This is a genomic window from Pseudogulbenkiania sp. AW2-16 (assembly GCF_056824575.1).
On record NZ_CP157668.1, the window covers coordinates 50,184 to 74,245 of the forward strand.

The window sequence follows — 24,062 nt, forward strand, 5'->3', positions numbered from 1 at the left end:
GAACCTCAGTGGCTGGTGACGATACGGGCGGTCGGTACCACCAGCTTTTCGCCGCCTTTGGCGTAACGCTGCATGGACAGGCCGTCGACGCTGATTTCCGGCTTCACACCCATAATCAGGTCGGCCAGTACCTTGCCGGAACCGGCGCTCATGGTCCAGCCCAGGGTGCCGTGGCCGGTGTTGAGCGAGAGGTTGGCGAAGCGGCTGCCGCCGATGATCGGCGTGCCGTCCGGCGTCATCGGGCGCAGGCCGGTCCAGAATTCGGCCGCAGGGATGTTGCCGCCTTCGGGGAACAGATCGCCCACCACCATTTCCAGCGTTTCGCGGCGGCGCGGGTTCAGGCTCAGATCGTAGCCGGACAGTTCGGCCATGCCGCCGACACGGATGCGGTTGTCGAAGCGGGTGATCGCCACCTTGTAGGTTTCGTCCATCACGGTGGACACCGGGGCGGCGCTGGCGTTGGTGATCGGCACCGTCAGCGAGTAACCCTTGACCGGGTAGACCGGGATGTCGATGTCCAGCGTCTTCAACAGATCGCGCGAGTAGCTGCCGAGCGCCACCACGTAGTGGTCGGCACGGTGCTCCACGCCGTTGGCGCGCACGCCGGTGATCTTCTTGCCGTCGTGCTGGATGGCGTCGATGGTCTGACCGAACAGGAACTTCACGCCCTTGGCGCGCGCCAGTTCGGCAAGACGGGAGGTGAACAGCTGGCAGTCACCGGTTTCGTCGTTGGGCAGTTGCAGGCCGCCGACGATCTTTTCCTTGACCCGCCCCAGCGCCGGCTCGGCCTTGACGCAGCCCTCGCGGTCGAGCACGTTGAACGGCACGCCGGTTTCCTTCAGCACGGCGATGTCCTTGGCCATGCCGTCGAGCTGGTACTGGGTGCGGAACACCTGCAGCGTGCCCATTTCGCGGCCTTCGTAGGCCAGCCCGGTCTCGGCGCGCAGTTCCTTGATCTTGTCGCGGCTATACTCGGCGAGTCGCACCATGCGAGATTTGTTGGTGGCGTAGGCGGCTTCGGTGCAGTTGGCAAGCATTTTGCTCATCCACTGCCACTGGTACAGGCTGCCGTCCGGCTTGAAGGCCAGCGGGGCGTGACGCTGGAACAGCCACTTGACGGCTTTCTGCGGAATGCCCGGTGCGGCCCACGGGGCGGAATAACCCGGAGAAATCTGGCCTGCGTTGCCGAAGCTGGTTTCCAGTGCGACGCCGTCCTGGCGCTCGATCACGGTCACATCGCAGCCAGCCTTGGCCAGATACCATGCAGTGGAAACACCCAGGACACCACCGCCCAGCACGATAACCTTCATGTTCTCTACACTCCCGACGTAGGGTTTGAACGTTTAGTGATTTCCGGTAGTATATTTACTTTAAGGCAGTTTTATTTACTGTTTTTTTACAAAAAAACAAATAAATTCAACAAAATATAGACAATGCACAGGAAATTATGAGAGACAAACAAGTAGTGGAGCGCCCGCTCGACAAGATCGACTTGAGGATACTGAAATACCTGCAAAACAACGGCCGCATGTCGATGACCGAACTGGCCGACAAGGTCGGCCTGTCGACCACGCCCTGTACCGAACGGGTACGCAAACTGGAGCGTGACGGCATAATTGAAGGTTACTACGCCCGCCTGAATCCGCAAGCGATGAACTCCTCGCTGCTGGTATTCGTCGAGATCAAGCTGGCCGCCAAGTCCGGCGACATCTTCGACTCCTTCCGCCGCGAGGTGCAGAAGCTGCCGGAGGTGATGGAGTGCCACCTGGTGTCCGGCGAGTACGATTACCTGCTCAAGGCGCGCATCTCGGACATGTCGATGTACCGCAAACTGCTGGGCGACATCCTGCTCAAGCTGCCGCACGCCAACGAGTCGCGCAGCTACGTGGTGATGGAAGAGGTCAAGGAAACGTTGGCGCTGCCCATCCCCGACTAACCTGACCGCCATGGCATCGGTGAAACGATGCCGACGCACCAAAACAGAACGCACCAAATGAAGTCACGTGCACCATGACGTGATCTCATTTGGTGCGATTTGACTTGAGTCGCCGTGAAATTCTCTCGTCGCGACGCCTTCCTATCCCCTCCCATCGTCCCGATACGCCAATCCGGTGCAGGCATGCCCCGTCATGCATCACGTGCACCATGAATTGGCACTGCTTTTGCTACAAGGCGAAGCACAAAAATATCTTTGGGACCGTTCATGACTCACTCCTCGACTTCCGACGTGCTGTTCCTGCTGCTGGGGGCGGTGATGATCCTGGCCATGCACGCCGGCTTCGCCTTCCTCGAACTGGGCACGGTGCGCAAGAAAAACCAGGTCAACGCGCTGGTGAAGATCCTCACCGACTTCGCCGTCTCCGCCATCGCCTACTTCTTCATCGGCTACGGCGTGGCCTACGGCGTGCACTTCTTCCAGCCCGCCAGCGCGCTCAACGCCGAAAGTGGCTACGGCCTGGTGAAGTTCTTCTTCCTGCTCACCTTCGCCGCCGCCATTCCGGCCATCGTCTCCGGCGGCATCGCCGAGCGCGCCAAGTTCCATCCGCAATCGGCCGCGACCTTCCTGCTAGTGGGCTTCGTCTACCCGTTCTTCGAGGGCATCGCCTGGAACAACCACTACGGCGTGCAGGACTGGCTTACGCACGCCTTCGGCCAACCTTTCCATGACTTCGCCGGCTCGGTGGTGGTGCACGCCGTGGGCGGCTGGATCGGGCTCGCCGCCGTGCTGAACCTGGGCGCACGCCGCGGCCGCTACAGCAAGGAAGGCCGCATCGCCGCGCACCCGCCGTCCAGCATCCCGTTCCTGGCGCTGGGCGCCTGGATCCTGATCGTCGGCTGGTTCGGCTTCAACGTGATGAGCGCGCAGAAGCTGGAAGGCATTTCCGGCCTGGTGGCGATCAACTCGCTGATGGCCATGGTGGGCGGCACGCTGACCGCAATGTGGCTCGGCAAGAACGACCCCGGCTTCATCCACAACGGCCCCTTGGCCGGGCTGGTGGCTGTGTGCGCCGGTTCCGACCTGATGCACCCGGCCGGCGCCCTGGTGGTGGGCGCCATCGCCGGCGCGCTGTTCGTCCAGCTCTTCACACTGACGCAGAACCGCTGGAAGATCGACGACGTGCTGGGCGTATGGCCACTGCACGGCCTGTGCGGCGCCTGGGGCGGCATCGCCGCCGGCCTGTTCGGCCAACCCTGGCTGGGCGGCGCCGGCCACGTCAGCCTGGTGTCGCAGTTGATCGGCACGCTGGGTGGCATCGCCGTCGGCTTCGGTGGCGGCTACCTGGTGTACGGCCTGCTCAAGCGCAGTGTCGGCATCCGCCTGAGCGAGGAAGAAGAGTTCAACGGCGCGGACCTCTCTATCCACCAGATCACCGCCACGCCGGAGCGCGAGAGCAACTGGTAGGTGCGGCCCGGCAACGTTCCGGCAAAGACAAGAGCAACACCAGCGAAAAGCCCACCTGAAGGTGGGCTTTTCGCCAATCGTGACACCGCCGTCCTGGCCGTTCAGCTGTGGTTGATATCCAGTAGCTCCTGCAATTGGCGCAGTGTCGAGTCATCCTTCACCACATGCTGCAGCCATTCTTCCAGGCTCATTTCCGCCCAGCGTGCAGCACGCTCGGCCAGCAACGCCACCGGGCTGTGCGGTTCGTTGTGACGAAAGTAACGGGCGACCTCGGTCAACATCTGTACCGCCTGCTGGCGGCTACGGACTTGGCCGTCGAAAGTGGGCTCCGGTGCCGTCACTGATGGAGTTGTCGGAATGGCAGAAGGCATGGCGGTGTTCTCCGGCAGCGCAGTATGGGAAGGCACGGCGCTGGGGGTAGCGACCGCCGCAGCGCCGCCCAGTTGCTGGCGGTAACGCAGCACCAGCTCCTGGCAGGCGTAAATGGCGTTGCGCACCTCGGCAAGACTCGGTGCTTCATCGCCGAAACGCTCATCGAGTCGCTTGTCCAATGCCTCGTAGGCACTCAGCGACGCCAACAGCAGCTCGGCCTGGCTGGCGAACCAGGCATGACCCGACAAGGTGGCTGCCTTGTCGAAGTCCTCGCCAGCAAGCTTTCCCTCGGCCAACGCCACCAGTTTCGCCTCCGGATCTTTCAGGCCCAGATTATCCACCTCGCGGGACTGCCTCCACTGCTGCCAGCTGTAACCGCCATGCTCGGGCTTGATGAGCGGGACACCGCGGGTCGCCACGCCGAGTTGCAGGTTGAGCCACTCCAGCTTGCCCACCCGTTCATCCAGATCATGCGGGGCGAACTCCGGGTAGCCGCTCTCCCAGTAATGCTCCAGCCAGTCGGCCAAGGCGGCCAGCCCCTGCGCCAGCCCGGCCAGACCATGTACCTGCACTTGGGCTTCGGCATACCAAACCAGCAGTTGCAAATCCTTGCTGCGCTGGCTCAGGGCCTCCTCGCACAGGCGGATCACCTTGGGCCATTCGGCCACTTTCAAGGCCTGCTCCCAGTCGCCTTGGGACAGCAACGGATCATCGCTGCGCCGGGCCTCGCGGATCTGGTCGAACAAGGGGGAATAAGCCAGGTCTTCCCCGGCGGGATGACCGCCCGGCAAGGGGGCCAGCAAAAGCGCAATAGAAGGGTTCTGCATCGTTGTGGTGATATCTCGGAAAGAAAAAGGAAAACGGAACGGACTAGCCCTTGCCCAACTCCGGCAGGGTGGCGATCAGCGTGGCGCCGCAGCTGACCTTGTGGCCTTCCAGCGCCACCGGCTTGCCGCCGACCAGCCAGCTACTATCGCCCTCCACGATGGTGCAGTTGCTGTGCCCCTGCTGCGGGCAGGTGACCTGATCGCCCAGCAAGGCCACCGGCTTGCCGAACAGCACCGTGCTGGAGGCGGCGCTCACCACCGTGCCGCCGTGGCTGGTCGGGTCCCCCAGACGAATGACGCGTTTCATGCGAGGTTCTCCTGTACTGCCGGCCGGGCCAGCGCCAACGCAACGTGATCATGGTGAAACTGGGTGATGACGGCGGGTACCTGCAGCCGGGCGCTGTGCGTCACCGCCAGTGCCGCCAGCATGGCCGGCGCGGCGGCCCCGACATCGCCCCAGTCACGCACCAGGTTGCTGGCGTCATCGATGGGGTGCAGGCCCACCTGGTAACGGGTGAGATTGCCGGCGATGGCGGCCAAGCGCGTGCCACCCACCTCGACATCGCCGCAGTTGTGCACCAGCCAGGCCACGCTGTCGGCCAAGTTGCGCTGCGGGTCGGCCTCCTCGGCGCTGAACGGATAGTCCAGCAGCGCGGCATTCACCAGTGCATTGTCCAGCAAGGGCTGCAGTTGGCGTGTCAGCTGCAAGGCGCCCTGCCGCTGCACCTCGCCGCTGCTGGACTGGGCCAGGCGGGCCAGGTGCGGCAAGGCTGCCAGCGCCGCCCGGGTGTGTTCCGGCACTCGCCCCCAACCGGCGGGAGACGTCACGCCCTCGCGCTCCCAATACGGCAGATAAGGGTCGCGCCCTGCTTCCAGTGCACTGTCAGTCGAAACGGCAAGCCCGTCGCGCAAGAACAGCAACAGCACCACGGCGGCCCCCGGGCGGCCCAGTTGCAGCCATTGGGCCCGAATCGCCGCATCCGGCTCCTCCTCATCCGGCCAGGCCGGTGGGGCGTCAGCTGCCAGCACCACCGCCCCCGGCAACTCCGGGTCTTGCGCCAGGAACTGCATCACGCGGTCGGCCACGGTGCCGCTGCCGGGCAGGAAACGGCAATCGCTGGTGGGCAGGGGCCCCTCCCCCTGAGCGGTCAGCCACGCCACCTCCTGGCATTGCCTGACGCGGCCGACCTGTTCGATCCCCGACACCCGCGGCAACACCTCCAACAGCAGCGGCAGCGAGGCGGCCCCCGGCAGCTCGGCGTACAAGGCCTGCAAGCTCTCTTCCAGCCACGGCATCAGGCCGTCCAGCACCTCGTCGCCAAGCTCCCACTCGTCGCGCGTCCGCACCATCCACTGGCAGGCGGGTGGCAACTCGTCCAGCCAGGCCGGCTCCTCTCTCTGCACTACAGCCTGCACCGACAACCAGCGGCAGCTCACCATCTGTTGCCGTTCGCGCAGCGCGGCCAGATGCGTCTCCCGGGCTTCGTCACGCCGGGCCTGCTGCGCCGCGGCCTCCGACTCGGCTTGCGCCTGGGCGGCGGCCTGCTCGCGTTTTTCCTGATGCAATCGCCAGGCATACCCCAAGGCGGTGAGCAGCAAGGGCGGCAACAGGTGCGCCAGCAACATGACGGTGGGGCTGATCTGCTGCCACTCCACTGGAATCAGCAGCCACAACGCCCCCCACCACAGCAGGAAGATCAGGGCCAGTACGGCCAGCAGTTTCAGCATCTTGCCCCCCTAGCTGATGCGAACCTTGAGCTGCTCGCCCTTGAGCGCCACGGCGATCTTCTTCACCGGTTTGCCGCTGGCCATGCGGGCGAGCAGGTCGCTCGAAATCTGTGCCAGCAACGTGCGTGTGAGGATGGCGTCGGCGTTGCGCGCACCGCTGTCCACGTCCAGGCAACGCGCCGCCATGACGCCTGCCAGCTCATCCGGAAACTCCACCTTGGCACCGTGGTTGTCCGCGATGCGCTGGCGGATTTTGTCCAGCTTCAGACACACGATGGCGTGCAACACCTCGTCGTCGATCGGGAAGTACGGCACGATGGCCAAGCGCCCCAGGAAGGCCGGTTTGAACACCTGCTGCAGGGTGGGTCGCAGGATTTCCACCAGATCGTCCGGCGTCGGCTCGCGCGTCTCGCCTTCCACCGTCACACCGTGCTCGCAGGCCCGCATCACCAGCTCGGTACCGGCGTTCGACGTCAACAGAATGATCGTGTTCTTGAAATCCACCTCGCGCCCTTCGCTGTCCTCCAGCCCCCCTTGTCGAACACCTGGAAAAACAGCTCCAGCACGTCCGGATGCGCCTTCTCCACCTCGTCCAGCAACACCACCGAATACGGCTTGCGGCGTACCGCCTCGGTCAGCACTCCACCCTCGCCATAGCCGACGTAGCCCGGCGGTGAGCCCTTGAGCCCGGACACGCTGTGCGCCTCCTGGTATTCCGACATATTGATGGTGATGAGATTGCGCTCGCCGCCGTACAAGGCCTCGGCCAGCGCCAGCGCGGTCTCGGTCTTGCCGACGCCGGATGGCCCCACCAGCAGGAACACCCCCTTGGGCTTGCCCGGGTCTTCCAGGCCGGCCTTGGCAATCTGCACCCGCTCGGCGATCTGCTCGAGCGCGTGATCCTGGCCGATCACCCGTTCCCCCAACAGCCGCGCCAGCTGCTGTACCTGAGCCAGCTCGTTGCTGACCATGCGCCCCAGCGGGATACCGGTCCAGCCGGCGATCACGTCGGCGATCACACTCTCGTCGACGCACTCGAACGCCAGCGGCTGCTGCTTGTGCAGCTCACGCAAACCCTGGCGCTTGGCCTGCAGCGGGCTGACCTTCTTGCCCTTGGCCGGCTTAACCTCCCCCTGCTGCTGTTTCAGCTCGTCGATCTCGGCCACCAGTTGCTGCTGCGCCTCCCAGACCGTGTGCAGGCGCTCCAGGTCGGCCTGCAACTCGCCGCACCGAGCCTCCAGCTCGGCGATACGCTCGGCGTGGCCCTCCTCGCGCTGCAAGGCGGCAATCTCGCGCTCGGCATTGGCGATCAGCACCGCCACGTCCTCGATCGGTCCCGGCTTGCCGGCGCGCGACAGCGCCACGCGGGCGCAGGCGGTATCCAGCACGCTGATGGCCTTGTCCGGCAACTGGCGGCCGGTGATGTAGCGACTCGACAGATGCACGGCGGCGGCGACCGCCTCGTTGAGGATTTCCACCTGATGATGGGTGGCCATGGCGTGCGTCAGCCCGCGCACCATCTGCACCGCCACCTCCGGCGCCGGCTCCTCCACCTTCACCACCTGGAAGCGGCGCGCCAAGGCGGCGTCCTTCTCGAAATACTTCTTGTACTCGGCCCAGGTGGTCGCCGCGATGGTGCGCAGCTCGCCACGCGCCAGCGCCGGCTTGAGCAGGTTGGCCGCGTCGTTCTGACCGGCCGCGCCGCCGGCGCCGATCAGCGTGTGCGCCTCGTCGATGAACAGGATGATGGACACCGGGCTCGCCTTCACCTCGTCGATCACCTGACGCAGACGGTTTTCGAACTCCCCCTTCACACTGGCACCGGCCTGCAACAGCCCCAGGTCCAGTGTGCGCAGACAGACACCGGCCAAGACCGGCGGCACCTCGCCGTGCACGATCTTGCGCGCCAGCCCTTCCACCACCGCGGTCTTGCCCACGCCGGGCTCGCCGGTCAGGATGGGGTTGTTCTGTCGGCGGCGCATCAGGATGTCGATCATCTGGCGGATCTCGCCATCGCGCCCCAGCACCGGATCGATCTTGCCGGCACGCGCCTGGGCGGTCAGGTCGATGGTGTATTTATCGAGTGCCGCGCTGCCGCGAACCTTGCCGGCCGGCATCTCCGCCGGCTGATCGGGCTCGGTGACCGCCACCGGCCCGCCGCCCTCCCCGCCATGCTGGCGCAGCGCGGCGTAAGCCGATTGCAAACGACCCGCCTCGATACGCAACAAGGCAGGGCAGCCGCTTTGCACCGCCGGACGCAGCGATTCATCACGCAACAGCGCCAACAGCAGATCCAGCGTGGACACGCTCTCCTGCCCGAACTCCGCGCTGGCCAGCAGCCAGGCTTTCTCCAGCCACTTGGGCAACCAGGCCGACAGCACCGGGTTGCGGGTATTACCAGTGCGGAAGCTATCCAGAGCGGCTTCCAGCCCCCGTTGCAAATCGGCCAGATCGATGCCGGCCGCCTGCAAGGCGGCGCGCGCGGCATTCATGTCCTGGTCAAGCTGGATCAACAGCACGTGCTCGATCTCGATCTCGTAGTGGGTGCGGGACAAGGCGCGACTGGCGGCCTGCTCCACACTCTGCCGCGCCAGCGGCGTCAGGCGCTCGATCAGGGATTTCAGGGATACCGACATAGTGTTTCCATCAGATAAAGTGAATAAGGCCGGGTCAGGCTAGGCGCCATGCCAGGCAAGGCTCAGTGCAACAGCGCATAGCGCATGTCGTCCGGGTCGGCTGCCCGCGCCCCCAGCCAGCTGCTGGCCCCCAGCCGCAATGGGGCATCGGCATCCAGCCGTGCCGACGGCACATCGCGCTTGTCGAGCACCAGGCAGACATCCACCGCCAGTTGGTGCCCCACGGCAAACTGCATCAGCGCTTGCAAGACGCGAGCTCCATCTCCCCCGGCAGCAAGGCCTCGAATTGCGCACGACGCAAACACCCCAGGCGCAGTTGCAGCTTGGTCTGACGATCCCACTGCCGCTCGCCGGCGAAAAGTGACACCCCCAGTTCGCAGGACTGGCCACCCAGCTGGCTTTGTTCGGCCAACGGCACCTCCAGCCACAGCCCCGCGAACTGCTGCAACTGGGCACGGGTGCCGAACAGCCCCTCCACCAAAGTCTGCAGCGTCAGGGCCGACAGCGGCTTCTGGCTCAACAGGCCTGCGTAATAAATGAACAGCCGCTCATCCAGCAGGCCGTCCTGCGCCGCCTGCCCACGCAACCGGCCCAAACCGACCCCGGCCAGATCCAGCAGGTTGTGGCTGAAGCCATCCTGCTCGCCGGCCTCCTCGGCCAGCCAGAAGCGGTACTTGCGCCAGGCCGCGTAGAACAAGGCGATGGCGCGGTGGCTGAACAGGTCGAAGAAGGCATGCAGGGTGGTATCGCGGTACTGCTGCCGCCGCTCCAGCAAGAGCTCGGTATACGCCGTCGGCAACACCCCGCTGGGCCCGGTCAACCCCATGAAGCTGACCGTCATCTCGGCGGGAGCCGTGCCCTCCGCCGCCGCTGGCTGGTACTGCACCAGCTCGCTGGCCGGAAACGACAGCGACGCCAGGGTGCGGAAGCGCAACTGCGCCGGCAGCGTGCGCCGCTGGCGGCGTGAACCTTCGCACAAGCCCAGGAGACGCACCGCCTGGAAAAAGCCGAACTGGCTGGCATCCCTGGCCAGCGCCAGCTTCAGATCACGAGGGCTTCGCCGGCTCGGGCTGGCCATGCCGCCACCTCCTCGTCACGTTGCACCGTCCTGACACGCAGGCGGGTAAAACTGTTGGGCGCGCAGTACAGCGCGAAGAACCGCTCCAGCAGGGAGGCGAACAGGTACACGCTGCCGCCGACGTAGTAATCGGCATCCAGCGTCAGGGTGATCTCGGTGCCGCGCACGAAACCGGAGAAATGGCGGCCGTTGACACGCTGCACCACCGCTTCGCTGCGGATGCCGACAATGCCCTGAATCTGCCGCACATTGGCCGCCGCATCGCCCAGGTTGTACAGCGTCAGCATTTCCTGCAGCGCCTCGCGTCCGGAATCGACGATGGACATGTAATTGAGCGACAGGTGCGAGATCAGGCGCCACTGCACCGCCCGTCCCAACGGACTGCGCTGGCTGGCACCGGGCTTGCGCAACAAGCGCACCCGCTTCACCACCGAATGCCCCGGCAATTGGAAATCCGTGCGCTGGGTAGCCTGGCTGCCGCCGAAAGGAATCTGCTCCGGCAGATCGCGGTTGCTGCACAGCAAGTCCAGACTCAGCACCTCGCCGGCCGGGCGCACCGCGTCGAACTGCAGATCCACCAGGTGCAGCGCCATGTCGGTGCCACGGTCACCCTGCCGCACCGACGGCTCGCGGCTGGCATGCCAGTAAAAACGCGGCGCCGGCCCGCTGCCATGGCGCGTGGCGTAGAACGGCGGCACCTCCTCGCTGCTGTCGCCCTCGCCGGATTTCTCCACACGCACCACGCGGCGGATTTGCACCACCTCGTAGGCCTGTTGCTTGCGCGCATCCGCTAGCACCGGGTAACTGGCCTTCTGATGCGTGACACGGATCGGCTCGCCCGGCTGCACGAACAGGTTGATCAGCGGCGTGCAGCCCAGTTTCAGATGCGAAGGCTGCAACTGGCTTTGCAGCCGGTGATGGCGCTCGCTGTCCGGGTAATCGCGCAGATGCAGACGCAGCAGCACGGTATCACCGCTCAGCCGCGCCGCCACCGGGGCCAGCCCCAACAGATCGACGAACAGGAACTTGTCCGGATAGCAGAAATACTCAGAGAGCAGCCGGTAGCCCATGAACGAGCGCTCGTCGTATTCCAGCATCCCCTCGTCGCGACCGAAGCCCACCGGCTGCAGGCAATCCGCGTTCAGGACACGCGTGCGCGCCGGATTCTCGCTACCGTCGCCAGCCTGCACCCTCAGTACGTTGGATAGCAGCATCTCGTACAGCAGATGCATCAGCGCTGGCTCACCATCCAGGAAAAAGCGCAGCGACTGCAGATCGATGGCATCCACCCCTACCCCGCCCTGGGTCTGCAAGCGCAGGGTCAGCACCGCCGCCGCATCCGGCGCCAGGCTGCGCAAATAGGGCGAGCCGCTGGTCAGCTCCAGCTTCGCCTCCTGCAATTGCAAAGGATAGAGATCGACCGGATACACCGTGCGGAACTTGCAGCTCACGCCCTGGATCGACGGCGCCTGCACGGCCTGCCCACGCTCGACACGGTAGCGCTTGCCGATCTCCGCCCGCTGCGCATCGCACTCAAACTGCACCACGGTGGCCGCCGGCATCGGCTGCAGATAATGCGGATACAGCACGTCCAGAAAGCTGGTAGCCACCTCCGGGTAGTCATCGTCCAGCTTCTTGTGCACGCGCGCCGCCAGAAAGGCGAACGCCTCGATCAGCCGCTCGGTATGCGGGTCTTCGCACTGGTCGCCTTCCAGTTGCAGCCGGCCGGCGATCTTGGGGTAACGGCGGGCAAACTCGCCCGACAGCTCGCGCAAATGGCCGAGCTCGCGTTCGTAATAGGGGAGGAGGGATTCGAGCATCTAATCGCCCAGCAAATAATATTTTTTCAATTCTCAACCAAACAACTAGCCACTAAATTCTTATTCGCGCTCAGTACCAAATCACATTATCAATATCAATTCGCCACTTTTTCATATTGCACCACTGTCATTGTTAGTGGCTCGCGAGCTATTAATGTGCCATCTTCCGCCTGCCCGAAAATCAGCTCCGGCACCATCGGCTTAGTCAACCCTCTATCATTAATGGCAATACCCACAATACGATCCTGTCGCCGCTCAATGGGCATTTCCAACCAAACCCAAGGATCGCGACTCTTTGCACGCCGCACCGCCACCCGTGACCACTTGTCGGCATTGCCTTTCCATTTCAGGATGGCATCGCCGGTTCTATCGCTTACTGCACTACCTACAACCTTTCCATTTACTTCAAATTTGGTCTCTATACCATCTGACCCGCCAACCCTGGGAATACCGACAATCGCTATCAACTCGTCAGGCAGCGCCTGCTTTACAACATTAAGTTCTTCTTTAGCCATTAGATGATAAACAGGAACTTCACTAGGCATGTGATTCGTCATTCTCAAGAAACCATTATCAACACTCCACACCCCTTCTAGAATGTACTTATCCCGATTCATGGTTTTCCACGTAGCTGTATGATCCTCTTTCAATACCAATTCTGGCTCATAGGAAAAATCCACTGCCTTATAGCGCCCAACAAGCTGCTGCTCATTCAGTTGCTTACTCTCTTTACGATATTCCAGAGTTTCATATTCAGAAATCGGCAAATCCAGCGCTGGCTGCGACATCTCCAAATTGCCGCCCCCCGCTAGCGTCAACTTGGATTCACGAAAAACTGGGGCTACCAAGTTTGCATTTACCAACCTGAAACTCATCATATTGATAGCCCGATCCGAGTCACTGGCCGAAAACCACTGCCAGGGCTGCTCAGACCCTCCCTGGCGTAATCCAATACGACGCCACACTCCCCAATTTTCAGGCAGCTCTGCCACAAAAAAACCTGGCAGCTTGGTTTGTTGTGATGACTGCCGCTGCCCCTTGTCGTTCTCAAAAAGAACTTCGCTATTTTCCATTCCTCTACGGCCAACACCTACGACATACGCAGCAAGAGTATGCCCGCTATCTTTTCTGGGTGTTGCCGGCGCACTGTCAGCGGCGGTTTTTTTATAAACAGCTTTCCCCTTATATTCATCCGCTCGCAAAATAATATTTCCTTCTTTCACACTCCAGGATCCACTTACCCAATGCTCACCATAACTCTGCATATACCACGCAAAATTACCAGACGGTGACAAAATCAAACTACTTGGCACCCAGCTACTGTCAGACAATACATACCTACCCGCGAGTTGACTGAGCATCACATCCCCTGCAATTGCTGGCTTTATAATGAGCATATTCAAGGCACAACATAAACAAACCAACCATCTATTCATTTTTATTACCTTCACGAGTATCTCAAAAGCTAATCTGCGTATGAGGCCCGCTGCAGTAGCGCTTACCGATCTCCGGCCGCTGCGCATCGCACTCAAACTGCACCACGGTGGCCGCCGGCATCGGCTGCAGGTAGTGCGGGTACTTCACGTCTAGAAAGCTGGCAGCCACCTCCGGGTACAGGCAAGCTGCTGTTCCAGATGGTTGGCAATGGCCATCAGCGCGCTGGAGACTTGCGGCTGACGGGCCTCTGCCAACGTTGGCCGCAGCGGCAGGAGCCGGTGGCATGGACGACGCAAACTCATGGCTGCCCCGTAGTGGTTACAGGTATGCCGGTGGCCGGGTTCAAGCCCTTGGCCTTGGCCATCTCGGCAATGCGTGCTTCGCCAGGCAGCGGCGGCGGCACATTGCTTTCCCAGTCCGTCAACCACTTGATCTTGCCATCCCACGGCGGCAGCTTGGCCGGTGGCAAGGGCACAATATCGTCGATGTCTTCTACCGTAGGGTGGAGGTAGGAGTAGCGGCCCAGGATGTCGGACAGGATGTTGTAGCGACGGGAGCGCTCTTCGTCCTTGGCCAGCGCCAAGTAATCAAGTTCGTCGCTGGGCGGAGGGGCGAGAAATACCTTCCCCAGCTTGAAGGCCGCTGTTTCATCACCGGCTTTTACTGCCAACTGGTAATACTTGAGAGCTACGGGGTAGTTTTTGTCATTTTTTTGGTTGGTCGCATACTCGATAGCGGCTTCGCTGTGTCCTTGGTCTGCCGCGCAGCGCTTCATATCGAGTCCTGCCTTGAAGGCTTCCGGATAGCCAGAGCCCATCATGAAAAGCTTGTCGCCGATGTAATACTGCGCATCCGGACTCCCCAGATCGGCTGCATGCCGCATGTACTGCAAGGCCTGTCCTTCGCTCCCCTTTACGCCATGACCCTGGTACAGCAACACGCCCATGTCGTAGTAACCCAGCGGCAGCCCGCGATCCACCAGCCCCTGCACCAGATCCACGCTCTCGGTGACCGGCAGTTCGCTGGCGCTCTGGCCACGCATCAGCATCAGCAGCAGGTTGTGTGCCGCCTTGTCGTGGTCCCAGGCGGCGGCAATACGGTACAGCCGCTCGAAGGCCGGGTATTTCGCCGCATCGTTCTTCAGCAGATTTTTCTTCTGCAGCCAGCGCGCATGCTGGAACAGCTGCTCGGCTTCCGGGTCGCGTTTCGGCGTGCGCGCCTGCTCGTAGGTGCAGCTAAAGGCCAGCTGTTCTTCCAGCCGGGTGGGTAGGGTATTGATGGTGTCCATGTCCGGGCTCTTGATGGTGCTGCCGCCACAGGCGGCCAGCAGCAGGGTGGAGAGGAGTAGCAGGTGGCGCATGGGCTAGTCCTTGTCCGAGATGGTGGGGTCGGTACGCAGGAAGCCGCGCAGCGAGGCGTAAGGGAGCTGTTTGCGAACAGATTCGCGGTCTTTGTTTTCCTTGATGATATCCCTCCACGAATTGAACGCCTGCCCCACATCCGCCTGTGCGCCCTTGCCAGCGGTGTGGATATTCCACAAGTCCAGGCGCGCCTTCCGCGCCACCTGCGGGTTGCAGTGGACGAGGTTGAGTTCGCTGTCCACCTGCATGCTGCGGGTGTTGATATTGCTGCTGCCCAGGGTCATGAAAGTGTCGTTGACGATCATCAGCTTGCTGTGGATGTACACCTCCTGCCATTGCTTGCCTTCGCGCTTGACGCGACGCGCGGTCATCGGGTAGACCATTTGCACGTAGTAGCTGTCGGGCGACGGCGGGGTGTCCGGCGGCACCAGGGTGCAGATATGCACCTTGAGGCCGGGTACTTCCTGCGGGGTGATGACTTCGTGGTCTTTCTTGCTTTTGTCGGCCAGCTCGTCGCGCTGCCGCTTCAGCTCCTGCACTTTTTGCTCCGCCTGGCGGTATTGCTCGGCCTGTTTTTGCCAGGCTGGCGGGTACTTGCCACCGGGGTAGAGCACCGGGTTGGGCAGGCCGGCGGCGGCGCGCCGTGCCTGGCCTTCTGCCTGGCGGATGCCGGCATCCAGGTTTTCGATGCGCTTGGTGCGCGCCACACCGGGAATGGTGTCGGCACGGCCCAGCTTGTCCAGCATCTGGTAGCTTTTCAGGGTGCCGGAACCCATGCCGTCGTTGCTGCTGTTGGTCACCACGAACAGGTGCAGCGAGCCGTGCTTGCCCGGGTCGCGCCCACCGCCAGTCTGAGCTTGTGCCGCCTGGCAGATGGCATCGGCCAGCGGTGGCCAGCGAAAGTACTGGTTTTCGATGTAAATGCTCTGGGTGGCGTTGTTCACCGCCTGCAGGTAAGCCTGCTTGATGTCTTCCACCGCCTTGCCCTGGCTGCGCACCTGTTGCTGGGTGCGCACGATCTGGCATTGCAATGTCTGACCGCGCTTGTCGTGCAGCGGGTAGTGGCTGGTATCGATCTCCGGCAGCGCCTGCCCGGCTGCCTTTTGCCAAGCTTGCCGGAAGTTGCGATATACATCGCCACATGCTGGGCCACTGAGACGGCTGGACAAGTCCTGCCGTGGCAGCAGGCCATTTGGCCCCAGCCAGGGGGCATGAGGTTGGCGCTTCTGGATGCTATGCGCGCTGGTATCCCAGTAGGCATCCAGCATGTTGTGCCCCATCACGAAGGCCAGGTGATCAGCCGGGCTCTCGATGTCGACCAGCACGGTTTTCTGGTGGTGACTGGGAGTACCCGCCAGCACATAGCGCATCGTGCGGCTGACATGCTTGTCGGTATAGTCATGCGCCAGCAGGAACGCTCGATCCTGATCGGTGAAGTCCCGGCTGTAGAACTGCAGATTTTGCATGGTGACGTCCGACTTGGCCTGCTTGGCATTGCGCGCCATGTCGGCTTTTTCCTGCTTGTGGTCGTAGCGCTCGTACCACGCAATATCGTATTCCTGCATCTGATCGGTGCTGGTGGAGGGCTGATCCGACAGGCGCAGATTGTGCCGTCCCGGGGTGTTGGACTCTCCCAGACCTGCCTTTACCCCGGTGACGTTGACGTAGGTCTTGTCATCCGTGGCGGCGCCTTTTTCCGCACCGACAACAGCACCACCTACGCCCCCCTGGCACCCTTGGCGCTTTCCCGTGCCATGGTGGCCGCCCGAGCGGGAATGTCCTCGAAGGCGTAGCACAGCACCTTGACCTGCACATTGTTGCGGGCCTTGTATTCCAGCAGTTTTCCGATCTGTGCCGGCACTGCTTCCGGCAGCTCGTCATAGCGGATGTTTTCTGCCCCTTTGCGTACGAAATACATCGACGGCTGGAAGCCCCAGCAGATGATGTACACCGACTTTTTGGCCAGGGCGATGGCGCTGTGCACCTCGGCAAACGCGCGCTCACCATTGATCAGGAAGTCGAAAGTACCGTTCAGCGGGCAGTATTCCGATTGCTGCACGAACCACGGCGGAGTGATGGTGCATTGCAGGCCCTGGTTGGCCGCAACCGGCGTCGTAATTTTGTTTCCCATGCTTATTCGCCCTTGCCGGCCGGTTTGAACAGCGCCAGAAAATCTTCACGTGCCGATGCCTGCAGCTTGTTACGGCCGCCGTCTGGTGCAGCTCCGGCAGTGTGTTTGTGAAAACCGGCATTCGCCGCCTCACCCTGCGCCGGGTTGTGGTAATCCACAGCAACTGGAATGTCGTACACCACGCCATTAGCCAGTTCCAGCTTGTATTTCTGTACCAGTACGCGGTGCGGCACCTGAATGTGCCCTTGTTCGTCTATCACGCCTTGGCCCTGCAAGGCGCCATCGGCATACAGCTTGTAGGGCATGCCGCTCCAGCTGCTTTTCACCCCCAGCGGCGACTGGTCCACCTTGATGCTGAGCGGGAATGCCGGTGCATGCTGTGGAAAGGATGGATGTGTCGGGGACATCTTCGCCGGCCCGCTCCAGTCGTGGCTGCCGCCCTTGAAGCTCACCTTGCCCGGTGCATGCAGTTCGATCTTGCCGTCCTTGATGCGGATGTAGGCACCGCTGCAAGTCAGCAGCACTTCTTTCTTGGCGTTGAACAGCTGGCTGGCGCTCAGGCTGCTGATGGCCACATCCTTATCCGCCGTCAGCTCCATCGCATCGCTCTGCGCCTGGACCTGCACCTTGCCCTTGGCCGCGATCAGCTTGAGCGCAATCCGGTCCTTCACCCCGGCGACGAACAGGCTGATGTGCTGCCCCACGTTGTGCAGCCAGCGCCGGCCCGAGGTCTGTTGGGTATCGCGCTGGGCGATTTGGTCGAGATTGGTGCCGGCGGCCAGGGTGAGGCTGTTGTCGGTCGTTGCGGCGAGGCCGGCCGGGGCGCTGAGGATCATCAGTGGCTGCTGGCCGGCTTGAGCCAATCCCTCACCTGTTGGAGCGATGTTGGATTCTTTATGACTGAGCGAGGTAGCGGAGCGTCGCGAAGGAATAGTGTTAGTTCCGGCTTCCCACGCCTTCAGCGCCGCGGCGTGGTGCTGCAGGTGGCCGTCGGCTTTCTTCGCTCCCTTGCCGTTGTCCGGCTGAATCGTCTCCGGCCCGATTTCAACGGTATCGGCCAGCTGCGCGGTAGCGGTCTCGCCCAGCGATTGGCTCAGGCTCAGCGCGGCGTCGAGCTGGTTCTGGGCGCCGTCGCGCGCCAGTTGTTTGCCACCAGCACCGTTCTGCGCTTCGGCGCTGAGTAGCAGGCCGTGGCCGGCGCGGATCGCGCCGTGGCGGTCGGTGCGCAGTTCGAAGCCGTCGCCACGCGGGGTGGCCTTGCCGTCGGTTCGGGGGTGGACTAGGTAGCCCTGGTTGAGCTGGGTGGCGCCGTGTTCGGACGACAGTTTGGCGCGCACTTCGCCGGGGGTGTCGTCGAACAAGAGTTCGTTGTACTGGCCGCCGTGGTGCTCTTTCGACTTGATGCCGGACAGGGTCTTGTTGGCCGGCAGGTTGCCGGCGCCGCTGAAGGCGGGCGGCGGGTGGCTGCCGTTGTACAGCACACCGGTGATGACCGGGCGGTCGATGTCGCCTTCGAGGAAGTCGACCAGCACTTCCTGGCCGATACGCGGGATGAACTGGTGGCCCCAGCCGGCGCCGGCCGCGGGCATGGCGACGCGCAGCCAGCAGCTGGAGGTGTCGTCGAGGTTGGCGCCGATCGTCGGGTGTTCGTCGGGACGCTGCCAGTGGAACTGCACCTTGATGCGGCCGTGGGCGTCGGTGTGGATCTCTTCCCCCGCAGGCCCGACCACGGTGGCGGTCTGGGCGCCGCGCGCAGTGGGCTTGGCCAACGCGGTGCCGGCGTAGGCCGGGGTGAGCGGCAGGCCGCGGCGCTGGGCGCTGAAGGTGGTGTGGTACGGAACGTCGCTTGCCGACGTGTCGGCCCCCGCGCCGGCGGTCGAGGTTGGCCGAAGGCTGGGCGGCAGCGCCCGTGCCAGGTCGGTCGGCAGGTTGTTGCGGGCGGTGAAGGTCTGGCGCGTGACGACGAATTCGCGCTGTTCGGGAGCGTCCCCCTCGTGCGCCGGGTGGTCGTCGAGGCGGAACCACTGCCCGGCGGCGAGCCCGCGCACCGAGCCGCCACCGTCGAAGCGCTTGGCCTGCGCGTCGTGCGCCTGCTGGCGCAGCCGGGCGTAGTGGGCGAGCTGGTCGGCATCGCCGGCGTAGTAGGGGCCGGGGACGTCGTAGTCCTGCAGGCTGCTTTGCAACCGCGTCCCATCGGAGCCCTGCTCGACGGCGCTGCTATCACCGCTGTGGACGGTGGCGACCGGCTGGTAGTCGAAGCTGGCCAGCGCCACGCCGCCACTGACGATCTGGCGCGTGCCGTCCCAGCGGGTGAGGCCATCCTCTTCTTCCGTCGCATCGCTGCGGTGGAAGCGCACCCGCTCCACCCCGGCGGCCGGCGGCGAATACGGGTCGTCGAAGGCGACGAGCTGGACCTGCGGGAGAGCCCCTCGCGACGCGGCGCGACCTTGCTCGCTCGCTCCCTCTCCATGCTCGAAGCGCCAGGCCAGCCCTTCCTCGTGCAGCAGGCGCACGAGGAAGTCGTAGTCGCTCTCGCGGTATTGCAGGCAGTAACTGCGGGAGGGCAGCTCGCCCACGAGCACGAAGTCGAGACGCTGCACCGCCGCGAACACCGGGTTGGCGGCGGCGTGTTCGGCGAACACCTGGCGCACGATATCGGGCACCGAGAGGTCTTGGAACACCCGGCTGGTGCGGCGCAGGCGCAGCAGCGCGAACGGCGGTTCGACGGTGAGGGCGTACTGGGCGAAGCCGCCGTCGGCCCCCAGGCTGTCGACAGCACTGACCACGCCGCCGCGCACCTGCTCGGTCCCGTCCGCCCCGGCGAGACCGAGCCGCACCGGGACGCCGAGCAGGCTCTTGAGTTCGAGCCCGGCGTCGGGCGACAGGCACTCGATGCGGTAGCGGTAGCGGTCGGAGACGGCCTCGTCGCCGTGCACGGCGAGCGGCAGCAGCGTCTCGCCCCAGCGCTGGCCGTCGCCCAGTTGCAGGGTGAGGAGGCGCTGCTCCTGGCTGAAGGCGGCGGCGAAGCTGGCAAGCAAGGAGGAAAGATCCATGGGAAGACGGCGGCTTTTCAGCCCTGAACCTTGTAAACGTTGGACGACAGTTGCAGCGTAGCGTCAAAGCTCACGGGGGGACGGTGCGGGTGTACTTTCAGTACCGCATCGACACGGAAACGCAGGTGCCGCTCCCTTTCCCTCGGCGCATCCAGATTCACCCTGACGCGAGACAAACGCGGCTCGTGGATTTCAATGGCGCGGCGCAGTTGCTCACGTAACAGTTCGCGGTCGTCGGGATTCAGCAGGCTGATACCGCTCAGGTCGGGAATGCCGAACTGGAGCATGCTGTCTCCCGCCAGGGCATGAGCCTCGAACAGTTCCGGCTGCGCCATGACGCGGGTATTGAGCAGCGCTTCGAGATCGCGCGCCAGCGCACGGCGGAACTGAGGCAGCTCGAACAGCAGGTGCTCGGTCCCATGGCTGAGATCGGGCCGGTCGTCCAGCAGACGATCCAACACCGAAGGCAGTATCTGGGTATGCCGCAGTGAGGGGGCATTCATCGCTCAGATTCCGAACAATTTGCTCAATTGACGACCAAGCAACCAATGGTAAGTCCCCCAGATCGCGGCGCCAGCCAAGGCCAGCAGCGCGAAGTACAACCACAGCGGCAATTCATGGCGGACATAGGCCTGGAAACGTTGCGGAAGCTGCCAATTGGGTGCGAATTCGGCCTTGCCACCCCGTACCTGCTGGATTTCCTGCCCCAGCTTGTGGGTGAGGTAGCCGAGTTTTTCTTCGCCCTCCAGCAGATAACGTCCCTGGAAGCCCAGCAGCAGGCAGGTGTAGTACACCTCCAGTTCCTCGATGTGTCGTGCCGGCTCCAGCCGCAGTTGCTCCAGTCGGTTGAAGAAACCTTCCCCGGCCAGATGCTCGCCAAACAGACGCAGTTGCAGCGGCATGCGCTCCCACTCGTCGCGCAGCGAAAAATCGGACGACAGAATGATCTCATCCAACAAGGCACAGAACGCGTATTTGGCTTGGCCGATAGCCTCCACCGACTTGCCGAAATTGCGGGCGTTGCGTTCGTACTGCAGCAGGAACTGGTCGATACGGCGGTTGAACTCCACGCTGCTGCCCGGCGCGTTGCCGTCTTTCAGCAGAAACAGCAGGTACACGCCGTCTTCCAGCATCTCGCGCAGGCTGGGGCCGGTACTGGCCACGTTGATGGTGGACTCGTTGGCTGTTGTGGTTACGACGGCTTGACTCATGTTGGCCTCAACGGAAAACGGCGATCAGTTCCAGGGTCAGCCCGGACAAGGTTTGCGGAACGTAGATGCAGATGCTGCGCGACTGCAACATGCGGGCAAAAATGTCACCGTGCGGCTGGAGCGAAAAGTAATGATTTCCCACTCGCACCGGCACGGCGGAAGGCGTTTGCGCCGCGTGACTCAGCGCCACCCCGCGCATCGCGGAGTTAAGAATCTTCTCGACATCGTCCGGTGCGCCGATCTTGAACTTGAGCGGCACGTTGTCGATGACCTGGCTGGCCGGCTGTTCGCTCTGTACCGAAAGGTAAAAGTCGACGTTGTCCAGCAGGCGGTCGCTCTCCAGCCGGCCAATATGGAAGGACGGCTTCGGGGAATGCAGCGGGATGACGACATAGCGTGCCGAGATGACGGTTTCCAGCAACTCCCGTATCTGCAGGTCCAAAGCAGCAAACACCGCATGCAGAGCGTCATGGCGGTAGGCAGGTATGTCGACCAGCGCATAGCGGGTGGAAAACGTCTGCAGCTCGCCACAAAACTCTGCCAGCGCCATGTACAGCTCTTCCGGGTGCAGCGGGTTGCTCAGCGACAGGTGGCGCAAACGAGCAAAGTTGCGATTGACGGCATGCAGCAACCAGAAGGCGCTGATGTCGCTGGAGCCGAATTCCATCACGCTCTTGGCTCGCTCGCGCTGTGCCCCCGTCAACGCCTGGCTTTTCACCAGCAGGATATCCAGCAGGCGCCGCACCAACTGCGGCAGTTCTCCCGCCGCACCGATGGTCAGCAGCGGCGGCAGGAAATCGCCCGCCACGCCCCACTGGCCGGTGGCATCCTTCTGCAGACGGCACAGTGGAATGGCATCGTAGCCGTCGCGGTTCTCTTCTTCGAACATCAGGCGCACGTCGGGCTCCAGTGTCGCCACTTCGGCCGGGAGCGCCTGGGTGTAGAGATCGGCCAGCTCCAAGCCGCCATTCTGATAACGGCTAGGCCTGCCGGCCTGCTCGCCAGTGCGGGCATTGCCGCCATAGGCCTGCAGATCGGCCAGGCAGGCATACAGCGTCGTGGCCACGCCCAGTTGCGGTAGAGTCGAGAGGTCCCGGGACAAAGGCAATGGCGAGGACTGCGGGGTCTGATAGAGCAGGCCATCGCGGAACAGGATGCCCAGGGCATCCACCCGCACCATGCCCCCCTTCAGCGCCTGTTCGTCCAGCCGCAGTTGCTGTACACCCCACGTATGACGGCACAGCAACTGCTGGCGGCTGACGGCATCTTGCTCGAGAAACAGCGTTTGCTGCTGGAAATGCTGCGGGCGCAGAAACATGCCTTCGCCCCACAACACACGTTTAGCTTGTTGCATCTTCAATCAATCCGGTGAGCCAGGCACTCTGCACTGGCCAACACATCCAAAACCAACACGCTAGGCAAACGTCTGGCCTAGCGGCAATCGACCTGCAGCGACTTGGGCTGCCCCGGCAACAGCTTTGGCGGAGGCTTGACGGCACGCAGGTAACAGTCTTCCGCCGCGAACTGCAGCCCCTTGCTGCGCACGACATCGGCGTCGTACAGCAAGCGCCAGAAATGCCGGTCCGGCTGGCGGAACAGGGCCACCAGGCCAATGTGCGAGGCCTCGGGGTTCACCACGAAACCGGACACCGTAACGCGCGTACCCGGCAGCAGCGTCATCTCGCGCATGTCGAGCAGTTCGGATGCCAGCAACTCCTTGTCCGACTTGGCAGTCGCCAGCGCCTCCATGCTCAAGCGGTTGAACGCCTGATCCGACTTCAGCTGATAGACCCGCACCACGACCGACAGAGGCTTGCCGCGACCGTCGCGGTTCAGCTGCGCAGCGGCTTCCCCGGACACTTGTACTTCCTTGTTCGAAGCACACCCGGACATGAGCAATACGGCAGGCACCAGCCCCCCCAGAAACCCCCTGGCATGACGCCACAACCCGGCCTTGCAATGCTGCATCTGTCAGCTACCTCTGGAAATCATGCCAATTAGACATGATAATTGAAAAGCATTTTTTATACAAAATATGAATAAAATTAAATTTATTAGTATTTTTACCTATAAAAACACAGTTAACAACATGGGCATTACACATAGCAGGCACATGAACGGGCTAGATTCAGTGCAGATCTACCTCGCACCAGCGACAGCCATGTTGCTGATATGCCTGGTCGCATGGGTTGGCATTCGCTTTTTCAGCAAAAAATCGCCAATAAATGAACAACATACAAAAGAGAAAGGCCACATAGCCACAACACTGACGACTACGACCAGCGCTCAAAATTTATGCAACAAGACATCGCCACGCGCAGCCAAGAACCACATAAACAATGCAAAAGAACATATAAAAAAGTACTTTGTCATTGCCAAATTACCCCTTGTTTCGCTATCTTTGGCCACCATGCCAGTCGTACTGGCTTTATTTTTTAGAGAAATGCACCGCTCGTCGGAATTCATCCCTAATGAATACACGAACAGCTCTCGCATCAAGCTGACCTTGCAGGAGGAGCAGTTGGTGCCTCCCCCTCCTCTGCCCCCGGAGGCTTTCAGGGATGCCATCAGCGAACAGCCACGACTGAACCGGGCGGACCGAGACTGGAACAAGCTCGATGCAGCGTTCGTTCAGACGGTGCTGCGCGTCATGGCACGTCTGGAGGCACGTGGCTTTCCCATGACCCTGCTGGAGGGTTACCGCAGCCCCGAGCGTCAGGATGCCCTGGCGGGACAAGGCACGCTGGTCACCAAGGCCAAAGGTGGACAGAGCAAGCACCAGTACGGCCTGGCCGTCGATCTGGCGCCCGTCAGAAACGGGAAAGTCGTGGTTTCGGAGCGCGCCCCCTGGGCCATGTCGGCCTACCTTGCCCTGGGGGAAGAAGCCACGGCGGCGGGACTGACCTGGGGCGGTAACTGGAGTTTCAAGGATTACGGCCATATCGAACGCAGCGGCTCGCTGAAGCAGCTGTTGGCCCGGCAGCAATAAACGAATAGGAAGGTGA

The 24,062-nt window shown here is 62.7% G+C and carries 19 protein-coding genes and 2 pseudogenes; 3 read left to right on the forward strand and 18 right to left on the reverse strand.

Features of this window, described 5'->3' with window-relative positions; translation table 11 throughout:
* Positions 1 to 5 precede the first annotated feature (5 nt).
* Positions 6 to 1,310, reverse strand: a complete 1,305-nt coding sequence (locus ABKF58_RS00270) for a D-amino acid dehydrogenase (protein ID WP_294864510.1) — start codon at positions 1,308 to 1,310, stop codon at positions 6 to 8.
* A 137-nt stretch (positions 1,311 to 1,447) separates the two neighbouring features.
* Between ABKF58_RS00270 and ABKF58_RS00275 the strand changes: the two genes are divergently transcribed.
* Positions 1,448 to 1,936 carry a winged helix-turn-helix transcriptional regulator gene (locus tag ABKF58_RS00275; protein WP_008955307.1) on the forward strand — a complete coding sequence of 163 codons (489 nt, stop codon included), beginning with the start codon at positions 1,448 to 1,450 and terminating at the stop codon, positions 1,934 to 1,936.
* 267 nt (positions 1,937 to 2,203) lie between these two features.
* Complete coding sequence (locus tag ABKF58_RS00280) at positions 2,204 to 3,403, forward strand: ammonium transporter (RefSeq protein WP_008955308.1); 1,200 nt, start codon at positions 2,204 to 2,206, stop codon at positions 3,401 to 3,403.
* Between the two features lie 101 nt (positions 3,404 to 3,504).
* Here ABKF58_RS00280 and tssA read toward each other — a convergent pair whose 3' ends face one another.
* The 17 genes and pseudogenes from tssA to tssJ all read right to left on the reverse strand — a co-directional run bounded on the left by tssA (position 3,505) and on the right by tssJ (position 22,917).
* Positions 3,505 to 4,602, reverse strand: coding sequence for a type VI secretion system protein TssA (gene tssA, locus ABKF58_RS00285; protein ID WP_482582991.1), 1,098 nt, complete (start codon positions 4,600 to 4,602; stop codon positions 3,505 to 3,507).
* Positions 4,603 to 4,645: 43 nt separating this feature from the next.
* Entirely contained in the window at positions 4,646 to 4,909 is a 264-nt protein-coding gene (locus ABKF58_RS00290) for a PAAR domain-containing protein (RefSeq protein ID WP_014086392.1), read from the reverse strand.
* The gene (locus tag ABKF58_RS00295; RefSeq protein ID WP_482582992.1) at positions 4,906 to 6,330 is read right to left on the reverse strand and encodes a hypothetical protein; all 1,425 of its coding nucleotides are present in this window, start codon (positions 6,328 to 6,330) and stop codon (positions 4,906 to 4,908) included. The genes ABKF58_RS00290 and ABKF58_RS00295 overlap by 4 nt, the downstream gene beginning before the upstream one ends.
* Before the next feature lie 9 nt (positions 6,331 to 6,339).
* Positions 6,340 to 6,711, reverse strand: coding sequence for a hypothetical protein (locus ABKF58_RS00300; protein WP_482584411.1), 372 nt, complete (start codon positions 6,709 to 6,711; stop codon positions 6,340 to 6,342).
* Positions 6,706 to 8,966, reverse strand: a pseudogene (gene tssH, locus ABKF58_RS00305) (type VI secretion system ATPase TssH); the annotation flags it as partial. The gene ABKF58_RS00300 and the pseudogene tssH, both read right to left, overlap by 6 nt.
* Before the next feature lie 62 nt (positions 8,967 to 9,028).
* Positions 9,029 to 10,044, reverse strand: a pseudogene (gene tssG, locus ABKF58_RS00310) (type VI secretion system baseplate subunit TssG).
* Complete coding sequence (gene tssF / locus ABKF58_RS00315) at positions 10,008 to 11,864, reverse strand: type VI secretion system baseplate subunit TssF (RefSeq protein WP_482582993.1); 1,857 nt, start codon at positions 11,862 to 11,864, stop codon at positions 10,008 to 10,010. Before tssF ends, tssG begins: the two are co-directional and overlap by 37 nt.
* 95 nt (positions 11,865 to 11,959) lie before the next feature.
* Positions 11,960 to 13,300, reverse strand: coding sequence for a hypothetical protein (locus tag ABKF58_RS00320; RefSeq protein ID WP_482582994.1), 1,341 nt, complete (start codon positions 13,298 to 13,300; stop codon positions 11,960 to 11,962).
* Positions 13,301 to 13,322: 22 nt separating this feature from the next.
* Positions 13,323 to 13,586, reverse strand: a complete 264-nt coding sequence (locus ABKF58_RS00325; RefSeq protein WP_482582995.1) for a type VI secretion system baseplate subunit TssF — start codon at positions 13,584 to 13,586, stop codon at positions 13,323 to 13,325.
* 13 nt (positions 13,587 to 13,599) lie between these two features.
* Positions 13,600 to 14,589, reverse strand: a complete 990-nt coding sequence (locus ABKF58_RS00330; protein WP_482582996.1) for an SEL1-like repeat protein — start codon at positions 14,587 to 14,589, stop codon at positions 13,600 to 13,602.
* A gap of 75 nt (positions 14,590 to 14,664) precedes the next feature.
* Entirely contained in the window at positions 14,665 to 16,227 is a 1,563-nt protein-coding gene (locus ABKF58_RS00335) for a phospholipase D-like domain-containing protein (protein WP_482582997.1), read from the reverse strand.
* Between the two features lie 152 nt (positions 16,228 to 16,379).
* Entirely contained in the window at positions 16,380 to 16,793 is a 414-nt protein-coding gene (locus ABKF58_RS00340) for a phospholipase D-like domain-containing protein (RefSeq protein ID WP_482582998.1), read from the reverse strand.
* A gap of 2 nt (positions 16,794 to 16,795) precedes the next feature.
* Positions 16,796 to 19,846 carry a type VI secretion system Vgr family protein gene (locus ABKF58_RS00345; protein ID WP_482582999.1) on the reverse strand — a complete coding sequence of 1,017 codons (3,051 nt, stop codon included), beginning with the start codon at positions 19,844 to 19,846 and terminating at the stop codon, positions 16,796 to 16,798.
* Between the two features lie 17 nt (positions 19,847 to 19,863).
* Complete coding sequence (gene tssE / locus ABKF58_RS00350; protein ID WP_482583000.1) at positions 19,864 to 20,349, reverse strand: type VI secretion system baseplate subunit TssE; 486 nt, start codon at positions 20,347 to 20,349, stop codon at positions 19,864 to 19,866.
* Positions 20,350 to 20,352: 3 nt separating this feature from the next.
* A complete protein-coding gene (gene icmH, locus ABKF58_RS00355) occupies positions 20,353 to 21,057 on the reverse strand; it encodes a type IVB secretion system protein IcmH/DotU (RefSeq protein WP_014086380.1) in 705 nt (234 codons plus the stop codon).
* A 7-nt stretch (positions 21,058 to 21,064) separates the two neighbouring features.
* Entirely contained in the window at positions 21,065 to 22,411 is a 1,347-nt protein-coding gene (tssK, locus tag ABKF58_RS00360; protein WP_482583001.1) for a type VI secretion system baseplate subunit TssK, read from the reverse strand.
* 77 nt (positions 22,412 to 22,488) lie between these two features.
* Complete coding sequence (tssJ, locus tag ABKF58_RS00365) at positions 22,489 to 22,917, reverse strand: type VI secretion system lipoprotein TssJ (protein ID WP_232503531.1); 429 nt, start codon at positions 22,915 to 22,917, stop codon at positions 22,489 to 22,491.
* 175 nt (positions 22,918 to 23,092) lie between these two features.
* Here tssJ and ABKF58_RS00370 point away from each other — a divergent pair, with 175 nt between their 5' ends.
* Complete coding sequence (locus tag ABKF58_RS00370; protein WP_482583002.1) at positions 23,093 to 24,046, forward strand: M15 family metallopeptidase; 954 nt, start codon at positions 23,093 to 23,095, stop codon at positions 24,044 to 24,046.
* The last annotated feature ends 16 nt before the right edge of the window (positions 24,047 to 24,062 follow it).

Coding starts and splice junctions, on each gene's coding strand:
- ABKF58_RS00270 (WP_294864510.1), bottom strand. CDS start 1,310: ATGAAGGTTATCGTGCTGGGCGGTGGTGTCCTGGGTGTTTCCACTGCA.
- ABKF58_RS00275 (WP_008955307.1), top strand. CDS start 1,448: ATGAGAGACAAACAAGTAGTGGAGCGCCCGCTCGACAAGATCGACTTG.
- ABKF58_RS00280 (WP_008955308.1), top strand. CDS start 2,204: ATGACTCACTCCTCGACTTCCGACGTGCTGTTCCTGCTGCTGGGGGCG.
- tssA (WP_482582991.1), bottom strand. CDS start 4,602: ATGCAGAACCCTTCTATTGCGCTTTTGCTGGCCCCCTTGCCGGGCGGT.
- ABKF58_RS00290 (WP_014086392.1), bottom strand. CDS start 4,909: ATGAAACGCGTCATTCGTCTGGGGGACCCGACCAGCCACGGCGGCACG.
- ABKF58_RS00295 (WP_482582992.1), bottom strand. CDS start 6,330: ATGCTGAAACTGCTGGCCGTACTGGCCCTGATCTTCCTGCTGTGGTGG.
- tssF (WP_482582993.1), bottom strand. CDS start 11,864: ATGCTCGAATCCCTCCTCCCCTATTACGAACGCGAGCTCGGCCATTTG.
- ABKF58_RS00320 (WP_482582994.1), bottom strand. CDS start 13,300: ATGAATAGATGGTTGGTTTGTTTATGTTGTGCCTTGAATATGCTCATT.
- ABKF58_RS00325 (WP_482582995.1), bottom strand. CDS start 13,586: ATGCCACCGGCTCCTGCCGCTGCGGCCAACGTTGGCAGAGGCCCGTCA.
- ABKF58_RS00330 (WP_482582996.1), bottom strand. CDS start 14,589: ATGGACACCATCAATACCCTACCCACCCGGCTGGAAGAACAGCTGGCC.
- ABKF58_RS00335 (WP_482582997.1), bottom strand. CDS start 16,227: ATGCAGGAATACGATATTGCGTGGTACGAGCGCTACGACCACAAGCAG.
- ABKF58_RS00340 (WP_482582998.1), bottom strand. CDS start 16,793: ATGGGAAACAAAATTACGACGCCGGTTGCGGCCAACCAGGGCCTGCAA.
- ABKF58_RS00345 (WP_482582999.1), bottom strand. CDS start 19,846: ATGGATCTTTCCTCCTTGCTTGCCAGCTTCGCCGCCGCCTTCAGCCAG.
- tssE (WP_482583000.1), bottom strand. CDS start 20,349: ATGAATGCCCCCTCACTGCGGCATACCCAGATACTGCCTTCGGTGTTG.
- icmH (WP_014086380.1), bottom strand. CDS start 21,057: ATGAGTCAAGCCGTCGTAACCACAACAGCCAACGAGTCCACCATCAAC.
- tssK (WP_482583001.1), bottom strand. CDS start 22,411: ATGCAACAAGCTAAACGTGTGTTGTGGGGCGAAGGCATGTTTCTGCGC.
- ABKF58_RS00370 (WP_482583002.1), top strand. CDS start 23,093: ATGAATAAAATTAAATTTATTAGTATTTTTACCTATAAAAACACAGTT.